Source organism: Corynebacterium sp. MSK297 (assembly GCF_030232885.1).
GTDB lineage: Bacteria > Actinomycetota > Actinomycetes > Mycobacteriales > Mycobacteriaceae > Corynebacterium.
In genome coordinates this window covers 320,629-343,321 of record NZ_JASPGD010000002.1, presented here as the reverse complement: position 1 = coordinate 343,321, position 22,693 = coordinate 320,629, and the positions used below count along the sequence as shown (strand labels likewise).

Annotated in this window: 21 protein-coding genes; 4 read left to right on the top strand and 17 right to left on the bottom strand. The window is 57.7% G+C overall.

The window, feature by feature from the left end; translation table 11 throughout:
- The first annotated feature begins 39 nt into the window (after positions 1-39).
- On the top strand, positions 40-1,071 hold the full coding sequence (locus QP888_RS03555) for an ArsO family NAD(P)H-dependent flavin-containing monooxygenase (protein ID WP_284812130.1): 1,032 nt from the start codon (positions 40-42) through the stop codon (positions 1,069-1,071).
- Positions 1,072-1,107: 36 nt separating this feature from the next.
- Here QP888_RS03555 and QP888_RS03550 read toward each other — a convergent pair whose 3' ends face one another.
- Complete coding sequence (locus QP888_RS03550; protein WP_284812129.1) at positions 1,108-1,977, bottom strand: ferredoxin family protein; 870 nt, start codon at positions 1,975-1,977, stop codon at positions 1,108-1,110.
- A 275-nt stretch (positions 1,978-2,252) separates the two neighbouring features.
- Here QP888_RS03550 and QP888_RS03545 point away from each other — a divergent pair, with 275 nt between their 5' ends.
- The gene (locus tag QP888_RS03545; protein WP_284812128.1) at positions 2,253-3,101 is read left to right on the top strand and encodes an AMIN-like domain-containing (lipo)protein; all 849 of its coding nucleotides are present in this window, start codon (positions 2,253-2,255) and stop codon (positions 3,099-3,101) included.
- 22 nt (positions 3,102-3,123) lie between these two features.
- Here QP888_RS03545 and QP888_RS03540 read toward each other — a convergent pair whose 3' ends face one another.
- The 3 genes from QP888_RS03540 to guaA form a co-directional block, all read right to left on the bottom strand.
- Positions 3,124-4,746 carry a Y-family DNA polymerase gene (locus QP888_RS03540; RefSeq protein ID WP_284812127.1) on the bottom strand — a complete coding sequence of 541 codons (1,623 nt, stop codon included), beginning with the start codon at positions 4,744-4,746 and terminating at the stop codon, positions 3,124-3,126.
- A gap of 66 nt (positions 4,747-4,812) precedes the next feature.
- Entirely contained in the window at positions 4,813-5,685 is an 873-nt protein-coding gene (imuA', locus tag QP888_RS03535; protein ID WP_284812126.1) for a DnaE2-dependent mutagenesis accessory factor ImuA', read from the bottom strand.
- Between the two features lie 683 nt (positions 5,686-6,368).
- Positions 6,369-7,943, bottom strand: a complete 1,575-nt coding sequence (gene guaA, locus QP888_RS03530; protein ID WP_284812125.1) for a glutamine-hydrolyzing GMP synthase — start codon at positions 7,941-7,943, stop codon at positions 6,369-6,371.
- Positions 7,944-8,020: 77 nt separating this feature from the next.
- Between guaA and QP888_RS03525 the strand changes: the two genes are divergently transcribed.
- Positions 8,021-8,227, top strand: a complete 207-nt coding sequence (locus QP888_RS03525; RefSeq protein WP_284812124.1) for a hypothetical protein — start codon at positions 8,021-8,023, stop codon at positions 8,225-8,227.
- Between the two features lie 44 nt (positions 8,228-8,271).
- Here QP888_RS03525 and QP888_RS03520 read toward each other — a convergent pair whose 3' ends face one another.
- On the bottom strand, positions 8,272-9,432 hold the full coding sequence (locus QP888_RS03520; protein WP_284812123.1) for a GuaB3 family IMP dehydrogenase-related protein: 1,161 nt from the start codon (positions 9,430-9,432) through the stop codon (positions 8,272-8,274).
- Between the two features lie 80 nt (positions 9,433-9,512).
- Positions 9,513-11,030, bottom strand: coding sequence for an IMP dehydrogenase (gene guaB / locus QP888_RS03515; protein ID WP_284812122.1), 1,518 nt, complete (start codon positions 11,028-11,030; stop codon positions 9,513-9,515).
- 155 nt (positions 11,031-11,185) lie between these two features.
- On the opposite strand from guaB, the gene QP888_RS03510 reads away from it, so the two are divergent.
- On the top strand, positions 11,186-11,596 hold the full coding sequence (locus QP888_RS03510; RefSeq protein WP_018121497.1) for a DUF5319 domain-containing protein: 411 nt from the start codon (positions 11,186-11,188) through the stop codon (positions 11,594-11,596).
- A 154-nt stretch (positions 11,597-11,750) separates the two neighbouring features.
- Here QP888_RS03510 and QP888_RS03505 read toward each other — a convergent pair whose 3' ends face one another.
- The 11 genes from QP888_RS03505 to glmS all read right to left on the bottom strand — a co-directional run bounded on the left by QP888_RS03505 (position 11,751) and on the right by glmS (position 22,644).
- Complete coding sequence (locus QP888_RS03505) at positions 11,751-12,776, bottom strand: hypothetical protein (RefSeq protein WP_284812121.1); 1,026 nt, start codon at positions 12,774-12,776, stop codon at positions 11,751-11,753.
- Positions 12,777-12,787: 11 nt separating this feature from the next.
- Positions 12,788-13,348: a sigma-70 family RNA polymerase sigma factor gene (locus tag QP888_RS03500; protein ID WP_284812120.1), complete on the bottom strand. Its 561-nt coding sequence runs from the start codon at positions 13,346-13,348 to the stop codon at positions 12,788-12,790.
- 389 nt (positions 13,349-13,737) lie between these two features.
- A complete protein-coding gene (groL, locus tag QP888_RS03495; protein WP_284812119.1) occupies positions 13,738-15,360 on the bottom strand; it encodes a chaperonin GroEL in 1,623 nt (540 codons plus the stop codon).
- Between the two features lie 16 nt (positions 15,361-15,376).
- On the bottom strand, positions 15,377-15,676 hold the full coding sequence (groES, locus tag QP888_RS03490) for a co-chaperone GroES (RefSeq protein WP_126844147.1): 300 nt from the start codon (positions 15,674-15,676) through the stop codon (positions 15,377-15,379).
- Between the two features lie 209 nt (positions 15,677-15,885).
- Entirely contained in the window at positions 15,886-17,043 is a 1,158-nt protein-coding gene (gene tsaD, locus QP888_RS03485; protein WP_502869099.1) for a tRNA (adenosine(37)-N6)-threonylcarbamoyltransferase complex transferase subunit TsaD, read from the bottom strand.
- The gene (rimI, locus tag QP888_RS03480) at positions 17,040-17,621 is read right to left on the bottom strand and encodes a ribosomal protein S18-alanine N-acetyltransferase (RefSeq protein WP_502869097.1); all 582 of its coding nucleotides are present in this window, start codon (positions 17,619-17,621) and stop codon (positions 17,040-17,042) included. The genes tsaD and rimI overlap by 4 nt, the downstream gene beginning before the upstream one ends.
- A complete protein-coding gene (tsaB, locus tag QP888_RS03475; protein WP_284812118.1) occupies positions 17,621-18,454 on the bottom strand; it encodes a tRNA (adenosine(37)-N6)-threonylcarbamoyltransferase complex dimerization subunit type 1 TsaB in 834 nt (277 codons plus the stop codon). Before tsaB ends, rimI begins: the two co-directional genes overlap by 1 nt.
- On the bottom strand, positions 18,454-18,924 hold the full coding sequence (locus QP888_RS03470) for a hypothetical protein (RefSeq protein ID WP_284812117.1): 471 nt from the start codon (positions 18,922-18,924) through the stop codon (positions 18,454-18,456). Before QP888_RS03470 ends, tsaB begins: the two co-directional genes overlap by 1 nt.
- Before the next feature lie 151 nt (positions 18,925-19,075).
- On the bottom strand, positions 19,076-19,600 hold the full coding sequence (tsaE, locus tag QP888_RS03465; RefSeq protein ID WP_284812116.1) for a tRNA (adenosine(37)-N6)-threonylcarbamoyltransferase complex ATPase subunit type 1 TsaE: 525 nt from the start codon (positions 19,598-19,600) through the stop codon (positions 19,076-19,078).
- A complete protein-coding gene (gene alr / locus QP888_RS03460; RefSeq protein ID WP_284812115.1) occupies positions 19,597-20,709 on the bottom strand; it encodes an alanine racemase in 1,113 nt (370 codons plus the stop codon). Before alr ends, tsaE begins: the two co-directional genes overlap by 4 nt.
- 63 nt (positions 20,710-20,772) lie before the next feature.
- The gene (gene glmS, locus QP888_RS03455; RefSeq protein ID WP_284812114.1) at positions 20,773-22,644 is read right to left on the bottom strand and encodes a glutamine--fructose-6-phosphate transaminase (isomerizing); all 1,872 of its coding nucleotides are present in this window, start codon (positions 22,642-22,644) and stop codon (positions 20,773-20,775) included.
- Positions 22,645-22,693: the final 49 nt, after the last annotated feature.

Sequence of the window (22,693 nt, the reverse complement as noted above, 5' to 3'; positions counted from 1 at the left end):
GACACGATGAAAGGCAAGACAGCGCAAGGGACAAAATCTATGAATACGACCGGCACACGCGCTCACGAACGCAACCCCAACATTGACCACCACGAAGCCATCATTATTGGAGGCGGCCAATCAGGCCTGGCCACCGCCTACTATCTATTGCGAGCTGGCGTCGACACCCTCGTTCTGGATGATCAAGACGCCCCCGGTGGTGCGTGGCGCCATGTGTGGCCGTCGATGACGTTGTTTTCCACCGCGAGTTTTTCCAATCTTCCGGGCAAACCTATGCCAGAATACGACGGCTTCCCTCCGGCTGACCACGTCGTTGCCTATTTAAAAGATCACGAGCAGCGCTACCAGATTCCCGTTGACCGACCCGTATACGTTGACCAAGTAGAACGGAATGACGACGGCTACCACGTTTTTGCTGGCGAGCAGTCCTGGACCGCATCACACATCGTCGCTGCCACTGGAACCTGGTCTAGCCCTTTTGTTCCGCATTACCCAGGCACGTTTGACGGCACCCAATGGCATTCCGCGAATTATCCCGGGCCGGACCCCTTCGGCGATTCTTCTGTCGCTGTAGTAGGTGCCGGAAACTCTGCGGCACAAATAGCCGCCGAACTCACCGACCATGCCGATGTCACCTGGTACACCCGGCATGAACCACGGTGGATGCCTGATGATGTCGATGGCCGCGTGTTATTTCGCCGCAATAGAAAACGAACCCTAGCCCTGCAACGTGGCGACGAAGACCCTGGGGCTGATAGCAACCTGGGCGACATCGTCGCCCTGCCGAAAGTGCGCGAGGCTCGTGATTCCGGGCGGTTGCAGGCAACGCCAATGTTTGACTCTCTCGATGAAGTCAGCGCCGAACATCTGATCTGGTGCACCGGTTTCCGACCCGCGCTGAACCCGATTAGGCATCTGCTCAATGGCACGACTCCAAAATATGCCGATCTACACTTAGTCGGTTACGGTGACTGGACTGGCCCCGGGTCAGCAACGATCACCGGAGTCGGCCCCTTCGCCAAAGAAACCGCACGGAAAATCGCAGCCACATTCGGGAAAGAAGTGAAATAACCGGCAGGAAAACCGTGGAGACTGTGCCCGTAAAAATCATGAAGAAGACATCGTCATACCAGTAACTACCCAGCCCGGCTTCGTCGCAGGGTTTTTCCCGCAGGAAGCCACGACGCCGTCGAAAAGCTCTTGGGCCAGCGTCACGTGCCACGCTCGTCCATCACGGTGGCAGACTTCCACCACGGCAGCGTCGTCGTCAAGAGTTTCTACCTGCTGCGCAGAGACAAGATCCTGGTAATACAGTGTTTCTCCTGCCCCGATTAGCTGGCCAGCGACGGCGACCTCTGCGGCCTGGCTGGGCTCGTCGTACAGCCCGCGGCCCCGGTTGGCGGGATGAAAATACTTCCCTTCTAGAGCGCTAGCGACCAACTGCTCGCCTGCGTGTTCATTCACTCGACCGAAGCTATACCCCCAAGGCAGCAACAACATCGCTGGGGCGAAACGGTGGCCTTTGGTGTGTGAAGTTTCCCAAACCACGTCAGGGTTCGGCGATTGCTGATCTAAATGCGCAGCCAGTGGGCGGCCTTTCACCGCGCAACAGACATCCCGCTTGGCATGGGTGCACACCAGCACCAGAGGCTCGCGGCTGGGGCGGGCGTCGAGATGCTTATTGTTTCCGGGTCCTGTTAGATCCAACTGCAGAATATCTTCCGGGCCACTGACATAGAGCAGTTCTGCATAGGCTTGCTCTGGATACACCAGGTACACACGGTGGCGCTGTGGCATCTGGTGCCCGGCGCGGCCGGGCTTACGGATAAGTTGAAAACCCACACCAGAACCCAGGTGCGCTTTGATCTGGGCGGAAAGCTCCACACCGAAGGTGTCGCCGTCGAGCACATCCCGGCTCCAACCTGCGGGCCATTCGAAAACCACATACATGCGGTCGCGTTTCGCTGTGCCAGGCATAGGTTCTACCTGCACATCTGAGCAGCGTGGGGTGTGAGCTGGGCGCGATCGTGGCTGCGTGGGTTCTGTGGGCTGTGTGGGTTCCGTGATCTGTGTGGGTTCCGTGATCTGTGTGGACTGTGTGGATGGCGGCTGGTTCATGTCTTAAGCCTAGAACACATTTGTGCAACGATTTGGTTGAGTCTTCCTATCGCTTTGTGCTTTTTACTGGTTTTTCTTTGGTCCGCCCATAGTCGGCGACTACGGTAATGGATATGGTTTCCCGGAAGCGACACATGCCTAGCCTTGCCATAGCTGTGGTGGCCTGCTTTGCGCTGGGCGCGTGCACGAACGACGAGACTGGTGCTGGCAATATTGCCGCCGGAGAAAATAAGGTTGGCTACCAGGCTGATACCCCAGACGACGCTAGGGATTCTGCTGCTTCCGGCGCAGGTTCGGACACTGAGAGCACGAATTCTTCTCAGTCGTCTGCTTTTAGCCTGCGCAATCCATCCACCCACTTGGCGGGCGCACACGACCCCAAAAACTCTAATAAAGCCGGTTCCGGTTCTGAATCCGGGTCTGGGACAGAATCCGCGCCCCAGACCCAGCCACCGCAGACTCCGGCGTCGCCGCAGCCGGAGCATTCTGCGCCCGCAGGGTTAACGGCTTTGGGCGATGCCGATGGCGCGCCCAAAACTGAGCGTGTAGAGGCCCCTACTGAGCTTGCCATCACCGATATTCGCATGGCTGGTCATGATGGCTTCGACCGCATAGTGTTTGAGATGGCAGGCAATGGGATGCCGGGCTGGTATGTCTCGTATACCGAGCAGCCTTTCCACCAGGGCTCAGGCAGGCCTGTCGAGATGGATCATCTCGTTGCACTGAATATCAATATCGACGGCACGGTGCGGCCAGAGACCATTGACGAGAAGCTTTCCGGCCCGGATGTGGACAAACTCATCGACAAGGCCAACGATTCGGCTAGTGAATCACAGCAGGAGCCGGGTGTTATTAAGGATTTCATTCCTGGAAGCATGCATGATGGCCGTTCGCAATATTTCTTGGCGATGGACATGAAACAACCCTTTTCTGTACAAGTTTTGCGCGGGCCGACACGGCTGGTCATCGATATTTTGCACTAATACACAGCCTTAGTACATAGCTTTAGTACATAGCCTCGATGCGCCAGCTGCGGCGCCACCACACCAACAACCAAGCTTTCGGGTATTTATCATCAGGGCTCTTGCCGACGAGCTGCATCCGCGCGAGTCGCTGCTCCTCTGCTTCCGTCTCACTGTCCCACCACCCGGTATCCACAGGCCAGGGCGCAGACCAGCCAAGCACACGGAATCTCTTCTTGCCCCAAGCCATACCGACGGGATCTGCGCTGAGCACGGCTTCTGCAGTGACAAACACCTCGGTGCCGTGCTCATCGACTAAACGCACCCCGCTAGCTGGATGTTCTAGCCCGCCGCCAAGCCGTGTCGGCAATGGTGTAGGGATGGCACCGATCCAGCCGGTGGTGTGTTGATCGTGTTCTGGGCTATTTTCTAGGGCTTGCCCGTAGGGCAGAAAGCGCACACGCTCGGCAACTCCCCGGCCACCAGCAGCGTGTGGTTGCTGCACCGCATCAAAGCCAAGTATGGACTGCAGCCGGGAGACCACGGTGGCGGTGGTTTCTTCTGCCACCGCGGTCTCGGCCTCGATGATGGAGCCGGTGGCAGTAGGTATTTGAGTTTCCAGTGGGATCAGGGATAATTCCACGATCGCCCCGGCCCCACCGCTGGAAAGCCATCCATCGAGTTGCCAGCGCACCCGTTCGGCAGTGGCGTGTTCTGTCAGTGCCGTGGTGGTGCGCCAGACTTGAGAAATCGTCGTTCCGTCGTCAGTTTCTGCGGCAATTTTGATGCGCACACAATTCAGCCCCTGTGCGGCCAGTTGCTGGTGCACCTGGTTGGCGAGCATACGCGCAATAAAGGCGGCTTCATCAACACGCGTGATGGGTTCTTCCGGCGCGATGGTAGCCGACAGGTCCAGCTCTGCTGCATCGGGAGCGACTTTGCGTTGCTGTTGCGCGCTAGCGATGCGGTGGCAGTGCAGGCCCGCGCTGCCGAAGCGAGTGCTGATCGCAGTGGTAGGCAGTTCAGTAAGCTCGCCCAAGGTGGAAATACCCAGACCAACAAGGGTTTCCACGGTGTCTTTCTGACAACCGAGCGCGGGTTCTGCGAGCAGCACAGACAATGGTTGCTGCCGCAAGAATGCAACAGAACCACCGGGCTGGACGACGGTTCCAAGCACACGGTGCCGGGCAGCGATGATGGCAGTGGGTAACTCGTCGGCAGCCCCAGCGGTGGCATCGATTCCTTCGTGTGCAGCAGCATCAATGAAATGTTCCAAAGCGGCTTGTTCACTACCGTAGAAACGCGTGGCGGCAGTCAGGTTCAGCGCAACCATCCCAGGGCGCAGCACCTCAAGGGATGCAGAGACATCCTCCAGTTCCTCGACAATGGCGCTAAACAAGCGCCCGTCGCGTTGCGGGTCGGTATCACGCACCAGCATGGATGGGCACAATGCTTGGGCTGCGCGCAGTTTCATGCCACGGCGTACCCCATGACCGCGGGCTTTATCGCAGCACGCTGTGATGCGATGGTTGCTGGCTAATGCGATAGCCGGACTTTCTGCGCTAATGGCCTGGCGGGTTTCTTCCAGCAATGCGGCTTGTACTGGCCAGTCTGGAAACCACAACACGGCAATGCGGTTGCCTACCCTGTGGGAATGCTGTTGCATCTCTACTGCAGGCTGAATGCTTCGCTCTGCTGTCGGCTGAATGCGAGACGGAACCGTGACAGTCATTTACTGCACCGCCTGTAGTGGTACGGCGCTGCTAGGTACGGCACTGACTGGTTCAGCGCTGCTAGATACTGCGGCACCAGGTGCGGCACGGCCAGGTACGGCGGCACTAGGTTCGGCGCTGGAGCGCGCACCACACGTGAGCATGACAGGCCCATTCCGGTGGGTTTTGCTGTAGGAGCTGACCGCAATTTCTGTATTTCGGATGCGCCCACTACCGCAACCGATGCCAGAAAAACCAGTGACCTGAGCATTAATCGTCAGTGCCGGTGAAGGCACTTGTGCACCAACAGTGAGCACAGCCGCCCTGCCCTTGCGGATTTTCGCCAGCAGCGGGCGTGCTTGCGTAGGGCTCAAAGTATGGGTACGCGGGCTGCGGTAAATCAACACATCTACTCCTTCTGCCAGCACGCCGAGCGCCGTCATCCACTCCCTGCCCGGGTTGGGAACCGTGATGATTTTTGAGAGATCCCCACTTTCCCCAACCTGCGCCAAGGAAAGTTCTGACCAGTTCACAATAGCGATTGTTTTTCCCTGTGCGCTAATTTGTGCGATAAGTTCAGAGACGAGTGCAGGGCAATCATTACAATGAGACACAGAGTTTTTCGGCAACCCACCGGCAGGAATAACACCAGCGAGCTGACCGGACAATTCCACCACACGGTATGGATCTACAGAAGATTCATTTCCTTCAGGAACGGAATCATTACTGAGCAGGCGCGGTTTTTGTTGAACAGGAGTTAAGTTTGCTGCGGACTCTAAACCAGCAATTCTATTCCGTAATGACGCCACACGCTCCGCACGCGCGTCGGCAAGAACAGCCACAGATTCTTGCCGCTCCTGCCCTTCCTGCGCACGAATAGCTGTTTGAGCCATAGCGAAAGTATGGCACAGGTTTTCTAAACGCGCAACCATGTTCGAACATTTGGAGGTATCGCACCTAGAGAAACGGACAAACTATCTTAGCCTGATGGATCTACATGACAACGGGCGCTACATCTTAGCGATCAGTCAAAATAAGACATTAAGTGACCCTGGGGCTATCAAGGATCTAACATCTCCACTGTGTAGACCCAGAAAATCAGATTATTTTCCATACATCCTATCCTTACCTAAAGTTTCATTATTGAATAAGGTTAGGCAAAGTTTAATAAAATAATCTTACCCAAGAGGGCTTCTGCATAAGCACAGGGTTGTCAAGCCCACTGACTAGGAGGAAAAATGAGAAATCTAATAACCAGGAAATTAACTACAACAATTCTAGTGGCGGCGGCACCTCTTGGTACTATTCAAAGCCAGGTTCATGCCGGAATTTCAGGAATTCGTGAGAATTGCTTTAAAAAAAATGCGGATTCACAACATTGTATCCATAGTACTAGCGTTAATTGCCATCATATTGACTATTACCGAAATAGCTTCGGCATTAGCGACGATGGCAATAGCGACACTAGGACTGATCGTTTTCATCTCCGGAGCTGAGACTCGAAAGCGCTAACGCCAAGCGCCTGAAGAAAACTGAGATCTAAACTAGCTTCAGGCCCAGCATTTTCAACTACTCCTTATTCCCACTCGATGGTTCCCGGCGGCTTCGACGTCACGTCGACGACCACTCGGTTGACCTCCGCAACCTCGTTGGTAATGCGCGTCGAGATCGTCTCTAGCACCTCATACGGCACGCGAGTCCAGTCGGCAGTCATCGCATCTTCCGACGACACCGGGCGCAGCACAATCGGGTGCCCATAGGTGCGGCCATCGCCCTGCACACCGACAGAACGCACGTCGGCAAGCAACACCACCGGGCACTGCCAAATCTCGGCATCCATACCGGCAGCGGTGAGTTCCTCGCGGGCAATCAGATCGGCAGCACGCAGGGTTTCCAAACGATCAGCGGTGACCTCACCGATAATGCGAATACCCAAACCAGGGCCCGGGAACGGCTGGCGCGAAACAATCTCATCCGGCAAGCCCAACTCACGGCCTACCGCACGAACCTCATCCTTAAACAGCAAACGCAGCGGCTCCACCAGCTCGAATTCCACATCATCCGGCAAACCACCGACGTTGTGGTGCGATTTAATATTCGCAGTACCCGATCCCCCGCCGGATTCCACAACATCCGGATACAGCGTGCCCTGCACCAAGAAATCCACGGAAGCGCCTTCTGGTGCATCATCCAAGACACCAGCAACCGCACGTTCGAAGGAACGGATGAACTCCGCTCCAATCGCCTTACGTTTGGCCTCCGGATCGGTCACGCCAGCCAACTTCTGCAAGAAGGCCTCGCGTTCGTCGACGGTGACCAGGCGCGCACCGGTAGCAGCAACGAAATCCTGCTCTACCTGCTCACGCTCACCGGAACGCAGCAAGCCATGATCAACGAATACACAAGTCAACCGGTCGCCAATCGCGCGCTGCACCAGCGCCGCAGCCACCGCGGAATCCACGCCACCGGACAGGGCACAAATAGCGCGGCCCTCGCCGATCTGGGCGCGGACGTCAGCCACCAAAGACTCCGCAATAGCACCCGGGGTCCACGTCGGCTGCAAGCCCGCAACCTGCGTCAAAAAACGCTCCAGCACGTGCTGACCATGCGGGCTGTGCAACACCTCAGGGTGGTACTGCACGCCAGCCATCTTCTTTTCCAAGCACTCAAACGCCGCCACAGGCGCACCCTCGGAAGTAGCCGTAACCTCGAATCCTTCCGGAGCCTTTGAGACGGAATCGCCATGCGACATCCACACTTTGTGGGTCTCTGCCAAGCCCTCGTGCAACACGCCACAGCCGTCGGCAAGCGTCAGATCCGTACGGCCATATTCGCGCTTACCAGTCTGGGCGACGGTACCGCCCAATGCGTGCGTCATAGCCTGGAAGCCATAACAAATACCAAAAACCGGTACTCCCAGCTCCAACAATTCTGGCTGCAACGACGGCGCACCATCGGCATACACAGAGCTCGGGCCGCCAGTGAGCACCAGGGCAACCGGGTTTTTCTCCCGGAATTGCGCAATTGGCGCATCGTGGGCGATGACCTCGGAATACATCTGTGCCTCGCGCACACGACGCGCGATCAGCTGCGCGTATTGCGCACCGAAGTCGACGACAAGGACAGGACGTGGAGTTGCTGCATCAGTCACGCCCCATAGTTTAACTCACGGCCACAACCCAGGCAGTGCACAACCCAGGCAGTGCACAACCCAAGCGATGCACGCCGATGCCTAGCACACTGAAACTAGTAGCCATTGGTGTAGTTATCGCCGCGTCCGTGGTGCAAACCGTAGGAACCGAGGGCTCTGGCGCGGATAGCGCGCCGTGGGCGAAGGTGAAAAAGCTGCACGACATTGGCACAAAGGGTGCTACGAAGCGTACAGAAAAACGGCTCCGCGCCGAAGCCCGAAGCCGCAAGAAAAACCTGGATTAGCACAACAGCCAACGCCAGGTACTTAACACACCCGGCACCGGGTGCTAGTGCACTGCCAAGTCCACTTTCTGGAAAGCCTTCAAATCGGTGTACCCGCATTTTGCCATCGCACGACGCAAACCACCGACCAAGTTCTGCCGCCCAAATGGATCGGACGACGGGCCGTGCAACACAACTTCCAGCGGGGAATTCTTGGACACAACCGTCATGGGATCGAAAGCGTGATCTTCTCCACTAACACCCGCGCCTAGTTCAATATCGCTATAGATTTCCACATATCCGCGCGGGAAGCTTGGGTGGCCAGCCACCGACGGCCAGAACCAACCGCCCGCAGGGGCTTCCTCAGCCTGCGCCAACAACGGGCCGAGGACGACGGCATCGGCGCCACACGCGATTGCCTTAACAATATCGCCAGCATTCGCCAGCATGCCGTCGGCAAGAATATGCACGTAACGGCCACCGGTCTCATCCAAATAATCCCGGCGCGCGGCAGCAATATCGGCGATCGCGGTGGCTTTCGGGACATTGATACCCAATGAAATATCATTGGTATTCACGCCGCCGCCCACGATCACGCCCGCCGCGCCCGTACGCATCAAATGCAGCGCAGTTGTGTAATCCACCGCGCCACCAGCAATAACGGGGACTTCCAACGAACCAATGAACTCCTTCAAGTTCAGCGGCTCGCCGTCAGCAGAAACATGCTCAGCAGAAATCAGCGTACCCTGAATCACCAGGATCTCAGTGCCGGCTGCAATCACCTTGGGCGCTAATTCCCGCGCCCGCTGCGGCGACACACGCACCGCAACGGTCACACCGGATTCCCGGACCTCAGCGATACGGCGCGCCAGCAGCTCCACATCGAGTGGCAGCGCATGCAGCTTCTGCAGATACTCAGTAGGGTTTTCCGCCTTGGTTACGGCCTCAACAGCGCCAGCGAGGTCGTCGACACGCCCCCACAGCCCTTCCGCATTGATGATGCCCAGACCACCTTGCTTACCCATCTCAATGATGAACTCCGGGCTAGCCAACGCATCAGAAGCATGCGAGCAGACCGGGATATCGAAGTGATAAGCGTCAATGCTCCAAGTAGTATCGACGTCCTTCGAGGAGCGGGTACGACGGGTCGGGATGATGGAAATATCCTCAAGCCCGTAGGTACGGCGCGCCTCACGGCCGATCCCTATCTCTGCATATTCGCGCACTAAATAAACCTTCCTATAACGACAAACGTTATGCGTGAGCTTCTCGAGATAACTTCTCGAGATAGCTTCTCAAAGTAGCTCTAGCGGTAGTTCGGAGCTTCCATGGTCTGCTGCAAGTGGTGCGGGTGAGATTCCGCCAAGCCTGCCGCGGTGATTTGCACGAAGCGCTTGGTCTTCAACTCCGGGATCGAAGCAGAACCGGTATATCCCATAGACGCGCGCAGACCACCGATGATCTGGTGGGTAATCGCGTCGATCTCTCCGCGGTATGGAACCTTGCCTTCCACACCTTCTGGCACCAGCTTGTCTTCGCTGCGCACATCGGCCTGGAAGTAGCGGTCCTTGGAATACGAACGCTTCTCGCCAGTCAAGCCGCGTCCCTGCATCGCGCCCATCGAGCCCATGCCGCGGTAACGCTTGTACTGCTTGCCGCCCACAACGACGATATCGCCCGGGGATTCTTTCGTACCAGCCAGCATGGAACCCAGCATGACGCAGTCCGCGCCAGCAGCCAGGGCCTTGGCGATATCACCGGAGTACTGCATGCCACCGTCGGCGATAACCGGAACACCGGCTGGACCAGCAACAGAGGCGGCCTCCAAGATGGCGGTAATTTGCGGTGCACCCACACCAGCGACCACACGGGTGGTGCAAATAGAGCCCGGACCGATACCAACCTTGATGCCGTCGGCGCCCGCATCGATCATGGCCTGCGCAGCCTCACGGGTTGCCAAGTTACCACCAACGACGTCGACCTGCGGGAAGGTCTTTTTCACTTGCGAGACCATCTCGAGAACTCGGTTGTTGTGTGCGTGGGCCGAGTCGACGACGAGAACGTCCACACCCGCTTTCACCAGGGCCTCGGCGCGCTGGAAGGACTCATCGCCGGTACCAATACCAGCGGCGACCAGCAGGCGGCCTTCCTTATCCTTGGACGCGTGCGGGAATTGCTCGGTTTTCACGAAGTCTTTGACTGTGATCAGCCCGACGAGCTTGTTGTCTTCGGTCACGATCGGCAGCTTTTCCACTTTGTTTTCGCTGAGCAGGCTCAGTGCTTCCTGCTTGCTGACGCCTTCCTTGGCGACCACGAGCGGGGTTGGTGTCATGACATCGCGCACTAGGCGGTTCGGGTCTGCTTCAAAGCGCATATCGCGATTAGTGCAAATACCCACCAGATGGCCATCAGCGTCAACGACTGGCAGGCCAGAAATCCGGAACCGAGCGCACAGATCATCGACCTCGGTGATTGTCATATCCGGGCGGGCGGTCACCGGGTCTGTCACCATGCCAGATTCTGAGCGCTTCACAATCTCAACCTGCTGTGCTTGCTCATCGATCGACAGGTTACGGTGCAACACGCCGATGCCACCCTGGCGCGCCATCGCGATAGCCATGCGGGCCTCGGTGACGGTATCCATCGCGGCGGAAGCAACCGGCAGCCCCAAGTTGATGTTGCGGCTAAACCGCGAAGAAACATCAACCTCCGAGGGAATAACGTTGGATTCTGCAGGCAGCAGCAGCACGTCGTCGAACGTGAGGCCGTACAGTGCAACCTTATTTGGGTCATCGCCGCCAGTATGTACGCGTTGGTCAGTCATTCCCAAGATTCTCCTTTTCCTGCTTCCAGCTCGTCAGCCCGGTAATCAGCCATAGCTAGCCGTCGAATGCAGCTATCTAGTGTCAGCCTAGTGTCAGCTCTGTAGTCACATCGTAGTTGCTTGATCAGCTCAAGGGCTAGCCGGGGGAATTGAATATGAGTGGTTTTGACAATAGTCTGTGCTATGTGGACTTTGACTCGAATATGCCCCGCGATCCCTTCGCCGATGATCCGAACGATCCGGCGTCGTTCCTCGACGCTGACGAGCCCATGCCGGAGCTTTCCGACGAAGAACGCATCATGCTGGAACAGGACCTACGCATGGTACGCGGCATGGCAAAGATCCTGCCGCAATTCGGCATCGATGGCATATTTTTCATCTGCGAAGACTGCGAAGAACAGCACTACTATGACTGGGACATCATGGCCGCGAATATGCGTTCTACCCTCGACGGTGAACTAGCGCCCGTGCATGAGCCGTCCGCGCAGCCAAATACTGATCGCTACACCCCGTGGGAATACGCGGTTGGCTTTTATGACGGCTTGAACCGCAAGCACCTGAACTAGTGCGCTGCACAGCTAGTGCACGTTAGTGGGCGCTAGCTGTGGCTCATAGTTATCATGCAGGCTGAGCTTTCAGCTGCGCTTTGTGCCTGCGTTTGCCGTAATTTTAGCCAGGTTTTTCGGCCTCCGCCTTCAGCTTCCGCCGCCCCGCCTTGGCCTAGCCTTCTGGACCAACAGGGGCGGTGTCGTCATTTCCAGGGCTTAATTCCTGCCCACCCTGTCCTTGGCCATGCGGGCCCTGGCCGTCTGGCCTCTGCTGCTGTGGCTGCTGCTGCGATTCCGACTGCGGCTGCCCAGGAGATTGGGGCTGCGGCTGTGGCGCCTGCGGGGCTTGTTCACCAGCTGATGGTCGTGGGCCCGGTTCCTGGTTCCCGCCCGGTGCAGGTTGCGGGTTTTGTCGCGAAGGCTCAACGGTTTTTGTCACGGTTACTTCTTTGGTTTCGGTCACCGTCTGCGGTTCAGATTCGCCCTCCGGCTGCGGGCGCACACGAGTCACCGTAGCTTTCGGCTTGATGGTTCCACCCTCATTGGTGGTTTTACCTTCAGTGTTCGTGGAACTGTCTTTATCAGATGTGCCCTCCGCAGCGCCTTTATTCTGCTTAGCTTCCTTGCGATCACGCAGATTATCCAGCAGCGTGCGGGCCTCGGCAATCAACTGACGAGTAGCTTCCTCATCACCCCGCTGAGCGCTTTCCTCCAGCTGCTCCAAGGTGCTGGCGAGCTCCACGCGGGTTGCTTCTTCTTCATCATCAAACAACGATTGGTGCACGCCCCACAACGGCGAATTCGGAGTCGCATGATAAACACTCACACTGCCGACGGCAAACAACGCGGTGGCTGCTGCCGCCCCCACCAGTGCACTTCCCCAGCCAAATCCTCGGCCAGCGCCGACACCAATCCCCAGTCCACCGCCGGAACCGTGGTCGTTTGCTCGGGAGGCACGGCGCGAACGACGCGCGTCCGAGCGCGGCATGCGATGCCGCAAACGGCCCCCAGCAGAGTGCAGTGCCACGACGTTGTGGTCAGCGTCGGCAAGCTGAGGGGCCGCAGGAATCTCGGATTCAATTTCGGTGCGCAAACCTAATAATGCAGCCGCGAGGGGATCCTGCCCCTGCGAAGGATCAATCCCTTGCGACAACTGATCCAGGAAGAAATCATCATTCTCCCAGTCGCGTCGGTTCACGTTCACTCCCTTTAATTCTTTTCATCCACACGCTTACGAAGTTGAGCAAGCGCACGGTGCTGCGCTACTCGCACCGCACCAGGGGTGCTTCCCAGTGCTTGCGCTGTTTCCTCGGCCGACATCCCCATAAATACGCGCATGATAATGATGTCCCGAGCTTTGTCATTTAATGTATCGAGCATCGCGCGCACTTTGTTACAACCATCGGACTCTAACGCAGCATCTTCTGGGCTGGGATTCAGATCCGGCTCTTCAGGCATCTCCTCTGCCGGATGTAAACGGTCCTTACCCATAAAACGGTGTGCATCGGCAACCTTGTTGAAAGCAATGCCGTAGACAAAAGCCATGAACGGCCGGCCACGGTCAACAAATCTGTCCATCGAATTCGCCACCGCGAGGCAGACTTCTTGGGCAACATCGTCGGCAGTGGGGGTTTTCCCACCGCCAATGCGGGCGCGACAATAGCGCAGCACCTGCGGGTGGATAATCCGCATAACATGCTGCATGGCGCGGCGATCCCCATCTATTGCCAGGGGAACCAGCCGCGCGAGTTCTTCATCAGAATCGCTCACATTCCACAACTTTCGTTGGCATCACACTGACCTCACGTTCGCGCCACACCGGCAGTAGCTTTGGTCGACGTGATTTATTTTTGCCGATTTTACTATTTTTCTGCCCGATCCTATAACCGTGCCAGCACACGTGCTGAATTCAAACCGGAAAAATCGCTCACTTGTTCGCCCCACGAAACTGTGCCCAGTGTGCGGAAATAGGATAACCGCCGGAAACACCAGATAATTTTCTGGTATTCCCGGCGGCATTCACATGATAGGCACCAAACAGCGCTCACACTATTGAGCGCAAACACTGTTCAGGGCGCACGGCACGACCGATCATCAGGCCATCACTCAGAACGCTGTATTAATAGCAGGGTGTTAATAGCGGCCCGACTCGGGGCGCCTTAGTGATGATGGTGGTGGCCGTGGCCACCCTCAGTATCCTCAGATTCCGCTGGCTTGTCGACCACCGAGGCCTCGGTGGTCAGCACCATGCGGGCAACCGAGGAGGCATTGACCACAGCGGAGTGCGCGACCTTCACCGGATCAATAATTCCGTTGTCGATCAAGTTGCCGTATTCCAGGTTGGCGGCATTGAATCCTTCACCATTGGCCATCTCCGCAATGCGGGAGACAACCACGGCACCATCCTCACCGGCATTGTAGGCAATCCAGAAAGCGGGCTTGGTCAGCGCACGGGCGACCGATTCAACACCCACGCGGGCTTCGCCCTCGAACTGTTCGGCATAAGACTTCAACGTCTCGGCGATTTGCACCAGCGCGGAACCGCCACCGGCGATCACGCCTTCCTCGACCGCAGCACGGGCAGCGTTGATAGCGTCTTCGACGCGTAGCTTGCGCTCGTTCACCTCAGTCTCGGTAGCAGCGCCAATGCGGATGACAGCCACACCACCAGATAGTTTTGCCAGGCGCTCTTCGGCCTTTTCCTTGTCCCAGGTGGAATCGGTGGCTTCGATTTCGCGGCGGATCTTCTCGCGACGCTCCTCCAAAGCAGCATCGGAACCAGCGCCGTCGACAAGCACAGTCTCGTCCTTCTCGACGGTGACACGGCGAGCCGAACCCAGCACTTCCAAGCCAGCCTCGTGCAGGTTAACGCCGATTTCTGGGTCAACCACGGTGGCGTCGGTAACCACTGCCAAGTCATCCATGAACGCTTTGCGACGATCACCAAAATACGGTGCCTTCACGGCAGCAACCTTCAGCGTCTTGCGGATAGCGTTGACCACCAGCGCCTGCAGGGCTTCGCCCTCGACATCTTCGGCGACGATCAGCACCGGCTTGCCAGCCTCAGCGATCTTTTCCAGCAACGGCAAGAAATCCGGCAACGAAGAAATCTTGTTGCGCACCAGCAGCACGTATGGATCATCCAAGACGGCCTGCTGAGTTTCCTGGTCCGTCACGAAATATGGCGACAAGAATCCCTTATCGAACGCCACACCTTCGGTGACCTCAACAGACGATTCCATGGACTGCGATTCTTCCACGGTGACCACGCCGTCTTTACCGACCTTGTCCATCGCGCCAGCGACCATGTCGCCGACTTCGCTGTCACGCGAGGAAACGGTAGCGACCTGAGCAATTTCAGCACTGGAATTAACCTGAGTGGCGCGCGCCTTCAGCTCTTCCACGGTCTTTTCTGCAGCCGCAGCGATACCACGGTTGAGCTCGACTGGGTTGGCACCAGATGCCACATTGCGCAGGCCCTCAAAAATCAGCGCCTGTGCCAGCAGCGTCGCGGTGGTAGTGCCGTCACCAGCAACGTCGTTGGTTTTTACCGCAACGGATTTCACCAGCTGCGCGCCGAGGTTCTCGAAAGGCTCAGACAGGTCAATATCGCGGGCGATGGTCACACCGTCGTTGGTGACCAGTGGCCCACCAAAAGCCTTATCCAGCACGACGTTGCGGCCACGTGGACCGAGGGTGACCTTAACGGTATCGGCGAGCGTGTCGACGCCTGCTTGCAGGTGTTCACGCGCCTGTTGATCAAAAGCAATGAGTTTTGCCATAACGGCTTACTCCCCCTTACTTTTCGATGACTGCCAGCAGGTCACGAGCTGAAAGCAGCAGGTATTCCTGGCCGTCGTACTTCAGCTCAGTGCCGCCGAACTTGGAGAAGATGACAGTGTCACCCTCGTTGACATCTGGCTTCACGCGCTCACCTTTGTCGTCGGTGCGGCCTGGGCCAACAGCGATGACGGTGGCTTCCTGTGGCTTTTCCTTTGCAGAATCTGGAATGACCAGGCCGGATGCCGTGGTGGTTTCTGCTTCTTTGATCTGCACCAGAACTTTGTCTTCGAGCGGTTTGATGTTTGCCACGATGATTCCTTTCGTGAAATCAGGTCCAATGCGTGCGATCACCTATGTGACCAGCACGCGAAGCTGTTATGTGCCGGTTGTGGATGTCCAGCACAGCCGTCGTCGCGGGTGAACAACTGTGGGTCAAACAACCTATTAGCACTCTACCTACCCGGGTGCTAAGTGACAACTATCTTGAGCGTAGTGCTAGCAACTTGGCTCTTGCTTGCCGACGTCTAGTCTGCTCCTAATTCCAGCGTTGGATCCGTCGCTATATCCCAGTTCGCAGGCTGTGCACCGTGCGCAATCTGCTGGGCTGCCGCAGCGGCGATCATCAACCCGTTATCCGTGCAATACTCAAACCGGGGGATACGCAGGGTGATGCCCGCAGAATCACAACGCCGCTGCGCCAACTCTCGCAATCGGGAATTCGCAACCACGCCGCCACCAAGCAACAACGTGGAAGCTCCGGTGTCTTTACAGGCCATGACTGCCTTTTTCGTCAGCACATCACAGGCGGCTTCTTGAAACGAGGCGCATAAATCTTCCGCATTAATCGATTCGCCATTACGCTCGGCTTTTTCGACAAAGCGCGCGACGGAGGTCTTAACGCCAGAAAACGAAAAGTCATAGCGGTGCTCGCCGCGCAAATCCTCTGCGCGGGACAACCCGCGAGGGAAATCAACCGTGACCTTCCCCTTCCGGGCCAGTTTGTCGATCACAGGCCCGCCGGGATAGCCCAAGCCCAGCAACCGCGAGACCTTGTCATACGCCTCACCGGCGGCGTCGTCCAGTGTCGCGCCCAGTTCCCGGTAGTGCTGGTTCGCATCATCGACCTCCAGCAACGAGGTATGCCCGCCAGATACCAGCAGGGCTACGGCGTGTGGAAGTGATTCGCCTTCCAGATTCGCTACCGCAACATGGCCGGCCAGGTGGTTCACGCCATAAAACGGCACGTCCCAGCCAGCAGCATAGGCTTTAGCGCCCGCGACACCGACCAACAACGCGCCCGCCAACCCAGGGCCCACCGTGGCAGCGACGGCATCGGGCTTGTCGATACCAGCCTCATCCAATGCTTGCTGCATCACCTGTGGCAGCGCCTCCAGGTGCGCACGCGAGGCGATCTCTGGCACCACGCCACCGAAACGCGCGTGCTGTTCCATGGAACTGGCTACTACGTTGGCTAACACCTCGATTCGTGGTTGGACACCGCGTGGTTGGACACCGCGTGGTTGGACGCCACGGGGCTGCGTGCTGCGTGATTGCCCATCGGCACCACTGTTGGCCTCCACGCCACTGTTGGCCTCCGGACCCACAGCACATTCCTCGGTGTGCAGCCGGACGATTCCGACTCCGGTCTCATCACACGAAGATTCGATTCCAGCAATGATCATTGTGCGTCCTTAGTGGGTGGTGCCGCGTGGGTTCGATTCGGTGGGTGTAAATCCTGGGTGGTGTCCACGGCTGGCCGACGCATCGTATAGGCATCGCCGCCACCCGGGTAGTAATTTTTCCGAAGCCCGAGATTCTCGAATCCATAGGCGCGATACATCGCAATGGCTGGTTCGTTGTCGGTGCGTACTTCGAGAAAAACTGGGGCCCCGGTCTCGTCTGCAACGTAGCAAAAATTATCCATGAGCATCCGAGCCACACCACGACGTTGAGCGCGTGGATCGACACCAATAGTATGAATTTCAAATTCCGGATCATTCTTCGGGCCTAGCTGCGCCAACCCGGCATAACCGACCAACACGCGCGCTGCAGGTTTGCCCGGCTCTGGGCTCCCCACTGCTTCTACCCCGAGATAAAATGTATGCGCAGCGGCAAATTCCGCGCGGAATTCCGACTCGGACCACGGTCCTTCATCCGCGAATAATTCGGTTTCTAATTGCGCACACCGGTGCGCGTCGGCAGGACCAAGCTCACGCAAGTTCAGCTGGTCTATATCCAGCGGTCTGGTTACAGAAGCCATCAGTTTTCTGCCCACCGCAACGCCGCAGACACCGGCTTGGCGGCTGGTTCTTTCGCATCCGGACGGCGTAAATACAGCGGAGTGAGTGGTTGTGGTGCCGCCGCAAAATCCGCAACTGCCACGAGACCGCGTGCACTGGGAACCGCCGGAGTGGACTCGACTGCTGCTAGCTTCTGCAATTTTTCCGGGAGACGCTGCGCGATTGCCGGGTCAGCAACCACCCGGTCCACATTCGGCTGCAAGGTTTCAGCCGGGCCGACATCCGGGCCTGCCACACGGCGGTTGCCACAGTAGGTAGCCCAATATGTCTCCCGACGCCGCGCGTCAGTAGCAACCAAGACGTTGACGACAGCCGCTCCCGTCGTAGCACCAGCAGCACCCAGCATGTCTGGGGAATTCAGCGCACCTGTAGTGTCCAGAGTCTCCGTAGTATCCAGAGTCTCCGTGGTGTCCAGAGTGTCGGTGGAATCCAGAGTTTCCATAGGATGCAATGCACGCCAGGCAATCGCGTCATGCGAACACACCCCATACACCGGAATACCCAAAGCATGCCCCAGGCCAGACGCCGTAGCCATCCCCACACGCAAACCACTGAACGGCCCCGGACCGCAGCCGACAACCACCGCGGCGAGCTCACTGAGCTTGGTGCCAGTAGATTCCAGCAACTCGAAGACCGTCGGCATAAGCAGCTCGTTGTGCGCACGCGTGTTCACCACGGTGTTCTCAGTAGCGGCGACCGTGCCGTCGGCAAGCATGTCTACCACACCCGTCACCAGCGTGGGTGTCGAGGTATCAATAGTGAGAACCGGGCTGGGGAAACTAGCAGTCATCATTAACCAATGAAGTTCCAGGTGCCTTCTTCATCTTGTTCCAAGTGGATGATAGCTTGCGTCTGGAATGGGCCCTGCAACGGAATGGTGCAGAGATTGACATTGTGGATAGACATTTTCTCCACGTAGTATTCGCCGGTCTCTTTCGCCAACAGCAGGTAGTTATCGTGTTTGTCGATCTCCTCGTTGACCAGGTTGAAATCCGCAGGGTTCAAGCCATTAGCGAGTATTTCTTGCTCCGTGACACCTGGGCACACGAAGGTACCGGCCACCCATTCCTCACCAAAGAGATCAGCTGGCGAAATACCAGTCGTCGACAGCCCCTGTTGTTCCACCTTGTGCAGCGTGCCAGCAAAAGACTCCTTCGGCGCGGAATCATCCTGTGCAATCGCGGCTGCTCCGACCATTGTGGCCAAGACAAGGCAAAACAGCGCGACAATGGTACCGATGATGGCTCCGCCGTTTTTCGGCATACAAGCTCCTTCAAAAAATAAAAGACAGACATGGGAGTCTGGCGTGCAATCTGCTTCAAGGATAGCGCGTGGCCATCACACTTCACGAACGGGGTTTTCCGGTGATGTTCCAGCGTCAGTGCTCTGCCGGTCGTCAGTGCCCTTCCTGTCGTTAATGCTCTGCCCAACGCCAGGTGATAATGCGGGTTTCCGATTCCGGATCCTGTGCCGCGAAAGTTTCCCGATCCAACTCCATCAACAAATAGCGCCGGGTCAGCGCTTCTACCAAGCCCGCACCCCATTCCGCGACGACGACGGAGGTGTCCAAATCAGTATCAAGATCGAGTGCATCCAGCTCACCCCAAGGGTCGGCTGCGGACTCACCGAGCAATCGATAAGCATCAACATGCACCAAATCGGGGGCATCGGCACAGCGCGCCCGGTGAACACGCGCGATCGTAAACGTCGGGCTGGTCACCCGACCGCGCACATCCATCCCCTTCGCAATGCCCTGGGTCAGCGTGGTTTTTCCAGCACCGAGCCCGCCCGACAAAATCACCACGTCACCGGCAGTAAGCGTGGCACCAAGTTGCGCCCCAAACTCACGGGTGGCATCTGCGGTGGCGAGTTCTATCGAGCCCGGTTGTTCGAATATGCTGCCTGCCTGTGAGAATTCTGGTGGTGCGGAATCACTCACAACTGCACTCCCCCTTCATACTCACGCACGGTGCGTCCGCCCGGACGGGTCACGATCTCATAATGAATTGTGCCGGTGGCAGTCGCTAGCTCCGTTGCGGACATGCCGCGCTCTCCGAACAACACGACCTCATCGCCCGGCTGCACACCAAATGGATTCTCGCCGAGATCCACCAGAATCTGGTCCATACACACACGGCCGACCTGGCGGTAACACTTGCCGGAAATTCCCACCTCTAGGTTGCCCTGCACACTACGGGGCAAACCATCAGCGTAACCGCACGGCACCACCGCCAGGTAGCTGTCTTGTTCTGCACTCCAGGTCAGCCCATAGGAGGCTGCTTCCCCCATGCTGATCGGCTTCACGTTCACCACGTTTGCTGCCCAGGTCATCGCCGGGTGCAGATCATGCTCGTAGCCGTCGGCAGGCTCCAAGCCATAACACGCAATCCCCGGACGCACTTGCTGACAATGCGCTTCCGGGAGTTCCAAAGTAGCCGCCGAATTAGCAATATGGTTGACTGGGACCTCTAACCCGGCCGCGCGTGCCTGCGCAATCGCATCACGGAACTGCTCCAGCTGCGCGGCATTCGCGGGATTGTCCGGCTCGTCCGCGCAGGCTAAGTGCGACATCAACCCGCGCACCGTCAAATGAGGCGCATTTTTCGCAAGCGCAAAAGCCTGTTGCCAATCCACTGGCTCAATGCCGTTGCGGTGCATCCCGGTTTCCACCTTGAGCGTGATCGTCGCCGGGATGTTGGCGTCGGCAAGCAACCGTAAATGTGGCAACGACGGTGCCACCAACTGGATATCGTCGGCAAGAGCTTCTGCCACCTGGTCTGCTGCATCCGGGCTGGCCGCATCCCACAACCACGCCATGATCGGCATTTCGGTTCCGAGCTCGCGCAGCCGCCTGGCCTCAGCAATCGTGGCCACACCAAAAAGATCGGCGCCAGCTTTTTCCATCACCGGGACCACGCGCTCCACGCCATGCCCATAAGCATCAGCCTTGACGACGCACATCAGCTGCGCTTGCCCCGCCGCACGCTTAAGCACACGGACATTGTGGGCAATGGCATCCAGATCGATGCGAGTGCGCAGCATATTCATGCGTTCTGCCTTGCTCTTTTCGACGACGGCGGGTTATTGAGCTCCGGGTGATGCTGCCCAGAATTACTCCACAGTGACGGATTTTGCCAGGTTCCGCGGCTGGTCGACATCGTAGCCCTTGGCCTCGGCGACCGCGCAGGCGAAAATCTGCAGCGGGACCGTCGCCAGCAACGGCTGCATCAGGGTCGGCGACTGCGGAATGCGGATGATGTGGTTGGCATAATCCTCAACTGCAGTATCGCCTTCTTCGGCGATCACGATGGTGACCGCACCACGAGCACGGATTTCCTGGATATTCGAGACCACCTTGGAGTGCAGCACGTCGCGGCCGCGTGGCGATGGCACGATGACGAACACCGGCTGGCCTTCTTCTACCAAGGCAATCGGGCCATGCTTGAGCTCACCGGCAGCGAAACCTTCCGAGTGCAAGTAGGCGATCTCTTTCAGCTTCAGCGCGCCCTCGAGCGCCACTGGGAATCCGACGTGACGGCCCAAGAATAAGACGGTGCGAGCGTCGTGCATCTTGTTCGCAATGGCCTTGACGTCATCTTCGCTGTCAATAACCTGCTGGATCTTCTCCGGCATCTGACGCAGCTCGTTGAGTACAGCGTGCACCTCGTCAGAGAACATATTGCCGCGCAGCTGCGCCAAGTACAGGCCAAACAGGTACGTCGCGGCGATCTTCGCCAGGAAAGCCTTGGTGGAAGCCACCGCGATTTCTGGGCCAGCGTGGGTGTAGAGCGCGGCATCCGATTCCCGCGGGATCGAAGAACCACGGGTATTCGAGATCGCGATGACCTTGGCACCCTGTTGGCGTGCGTGGCGCACCGCCATGAGCGTATCCATGGTTTCTCCCGACTGCGACAACGCCACTACCAGAGTCTTTTCGTTAACTATCGGGTCGCGGTAGCGGAATTCATGGGCCAGTTCCACCTCGGTAGGGATACGGCACCAGTGCTCGATGGCATAACGGGCAACGTGGCCAGCATAGGCGGCGGTACCGCAGGCAATCACGATGATCTTGTCGACGGATTTCAGGATCGATTCGTCAATGCGAATCTCATCCAACTTAAGCTGACCATTTTCGTCGAAACGCCCCATCAGGGTATCGCGGACTGCGGCAGGCTGGTCATGGATTTCTTTATCCATGAATGAGGCATAGCCGCCCTTTTCTGCGGATTCTGCATCCCATTCGACCTTGAATTCGCGCGGGTCGACGACGTTGCCCTCATAATCAGTGATCTCGATGTCATCAGCAGTGACGGTCACGACCTGATCATTGTCGATGATCACGGCATCTTTGGAATAATCAATAAAGCCGGAGACATCCGAGCCCAGGAAGTTCTCACCTTCACCGCGACCGATCAACAGTGGCGAATCACGACGGGCAGCCACGATGCGGTCCGGCTGGTCGGCGTGGATTGCCAGCAGGGTAAAAGCGCCCTCGAAACGGCTGGCGGTACGGCGCATAGCCTCTGCCAAATCACCGTTCGATTCGGTAGCGAAAACGTCGGCAAGCAGGGTTCCGGCGACCTCGGTATCCGTATCGGAAACGAAGTTGTAGCCCTTATCTTTCAGTTCGCGCTTGATCTCTGCAAAGTTTTCCACGATGCCGTTGTGTACGACAGCGACTTTGCCATTACCGACCACGTGCGGGTGGGCGTTGACATCACTCGGCCCACCATGGGTAGCCCAGCGGGTGTGGCCAATGCCCAGGACAGAGTCCGGCAGTGGGCGTTTGTTCAATTCTTCCTTCAGCGAAGCAACCTTGCCGGCTTTTTTGCGCCACGCGATTTGGTCATCCGCATAGACCGCGACACCAGCGGAATCATAGCCGCGGTATTCCAGGCGGGATAGGCCTTCCATCACAACGTCTAGAGCATAAAAGTCACGGTCAGCGCCGGGGTGTCCCACATATCCAACGATTCCACACATGAGCTGGATACTACATTATGCGGAAAAATCGTGATGGCACGCCTCTTAC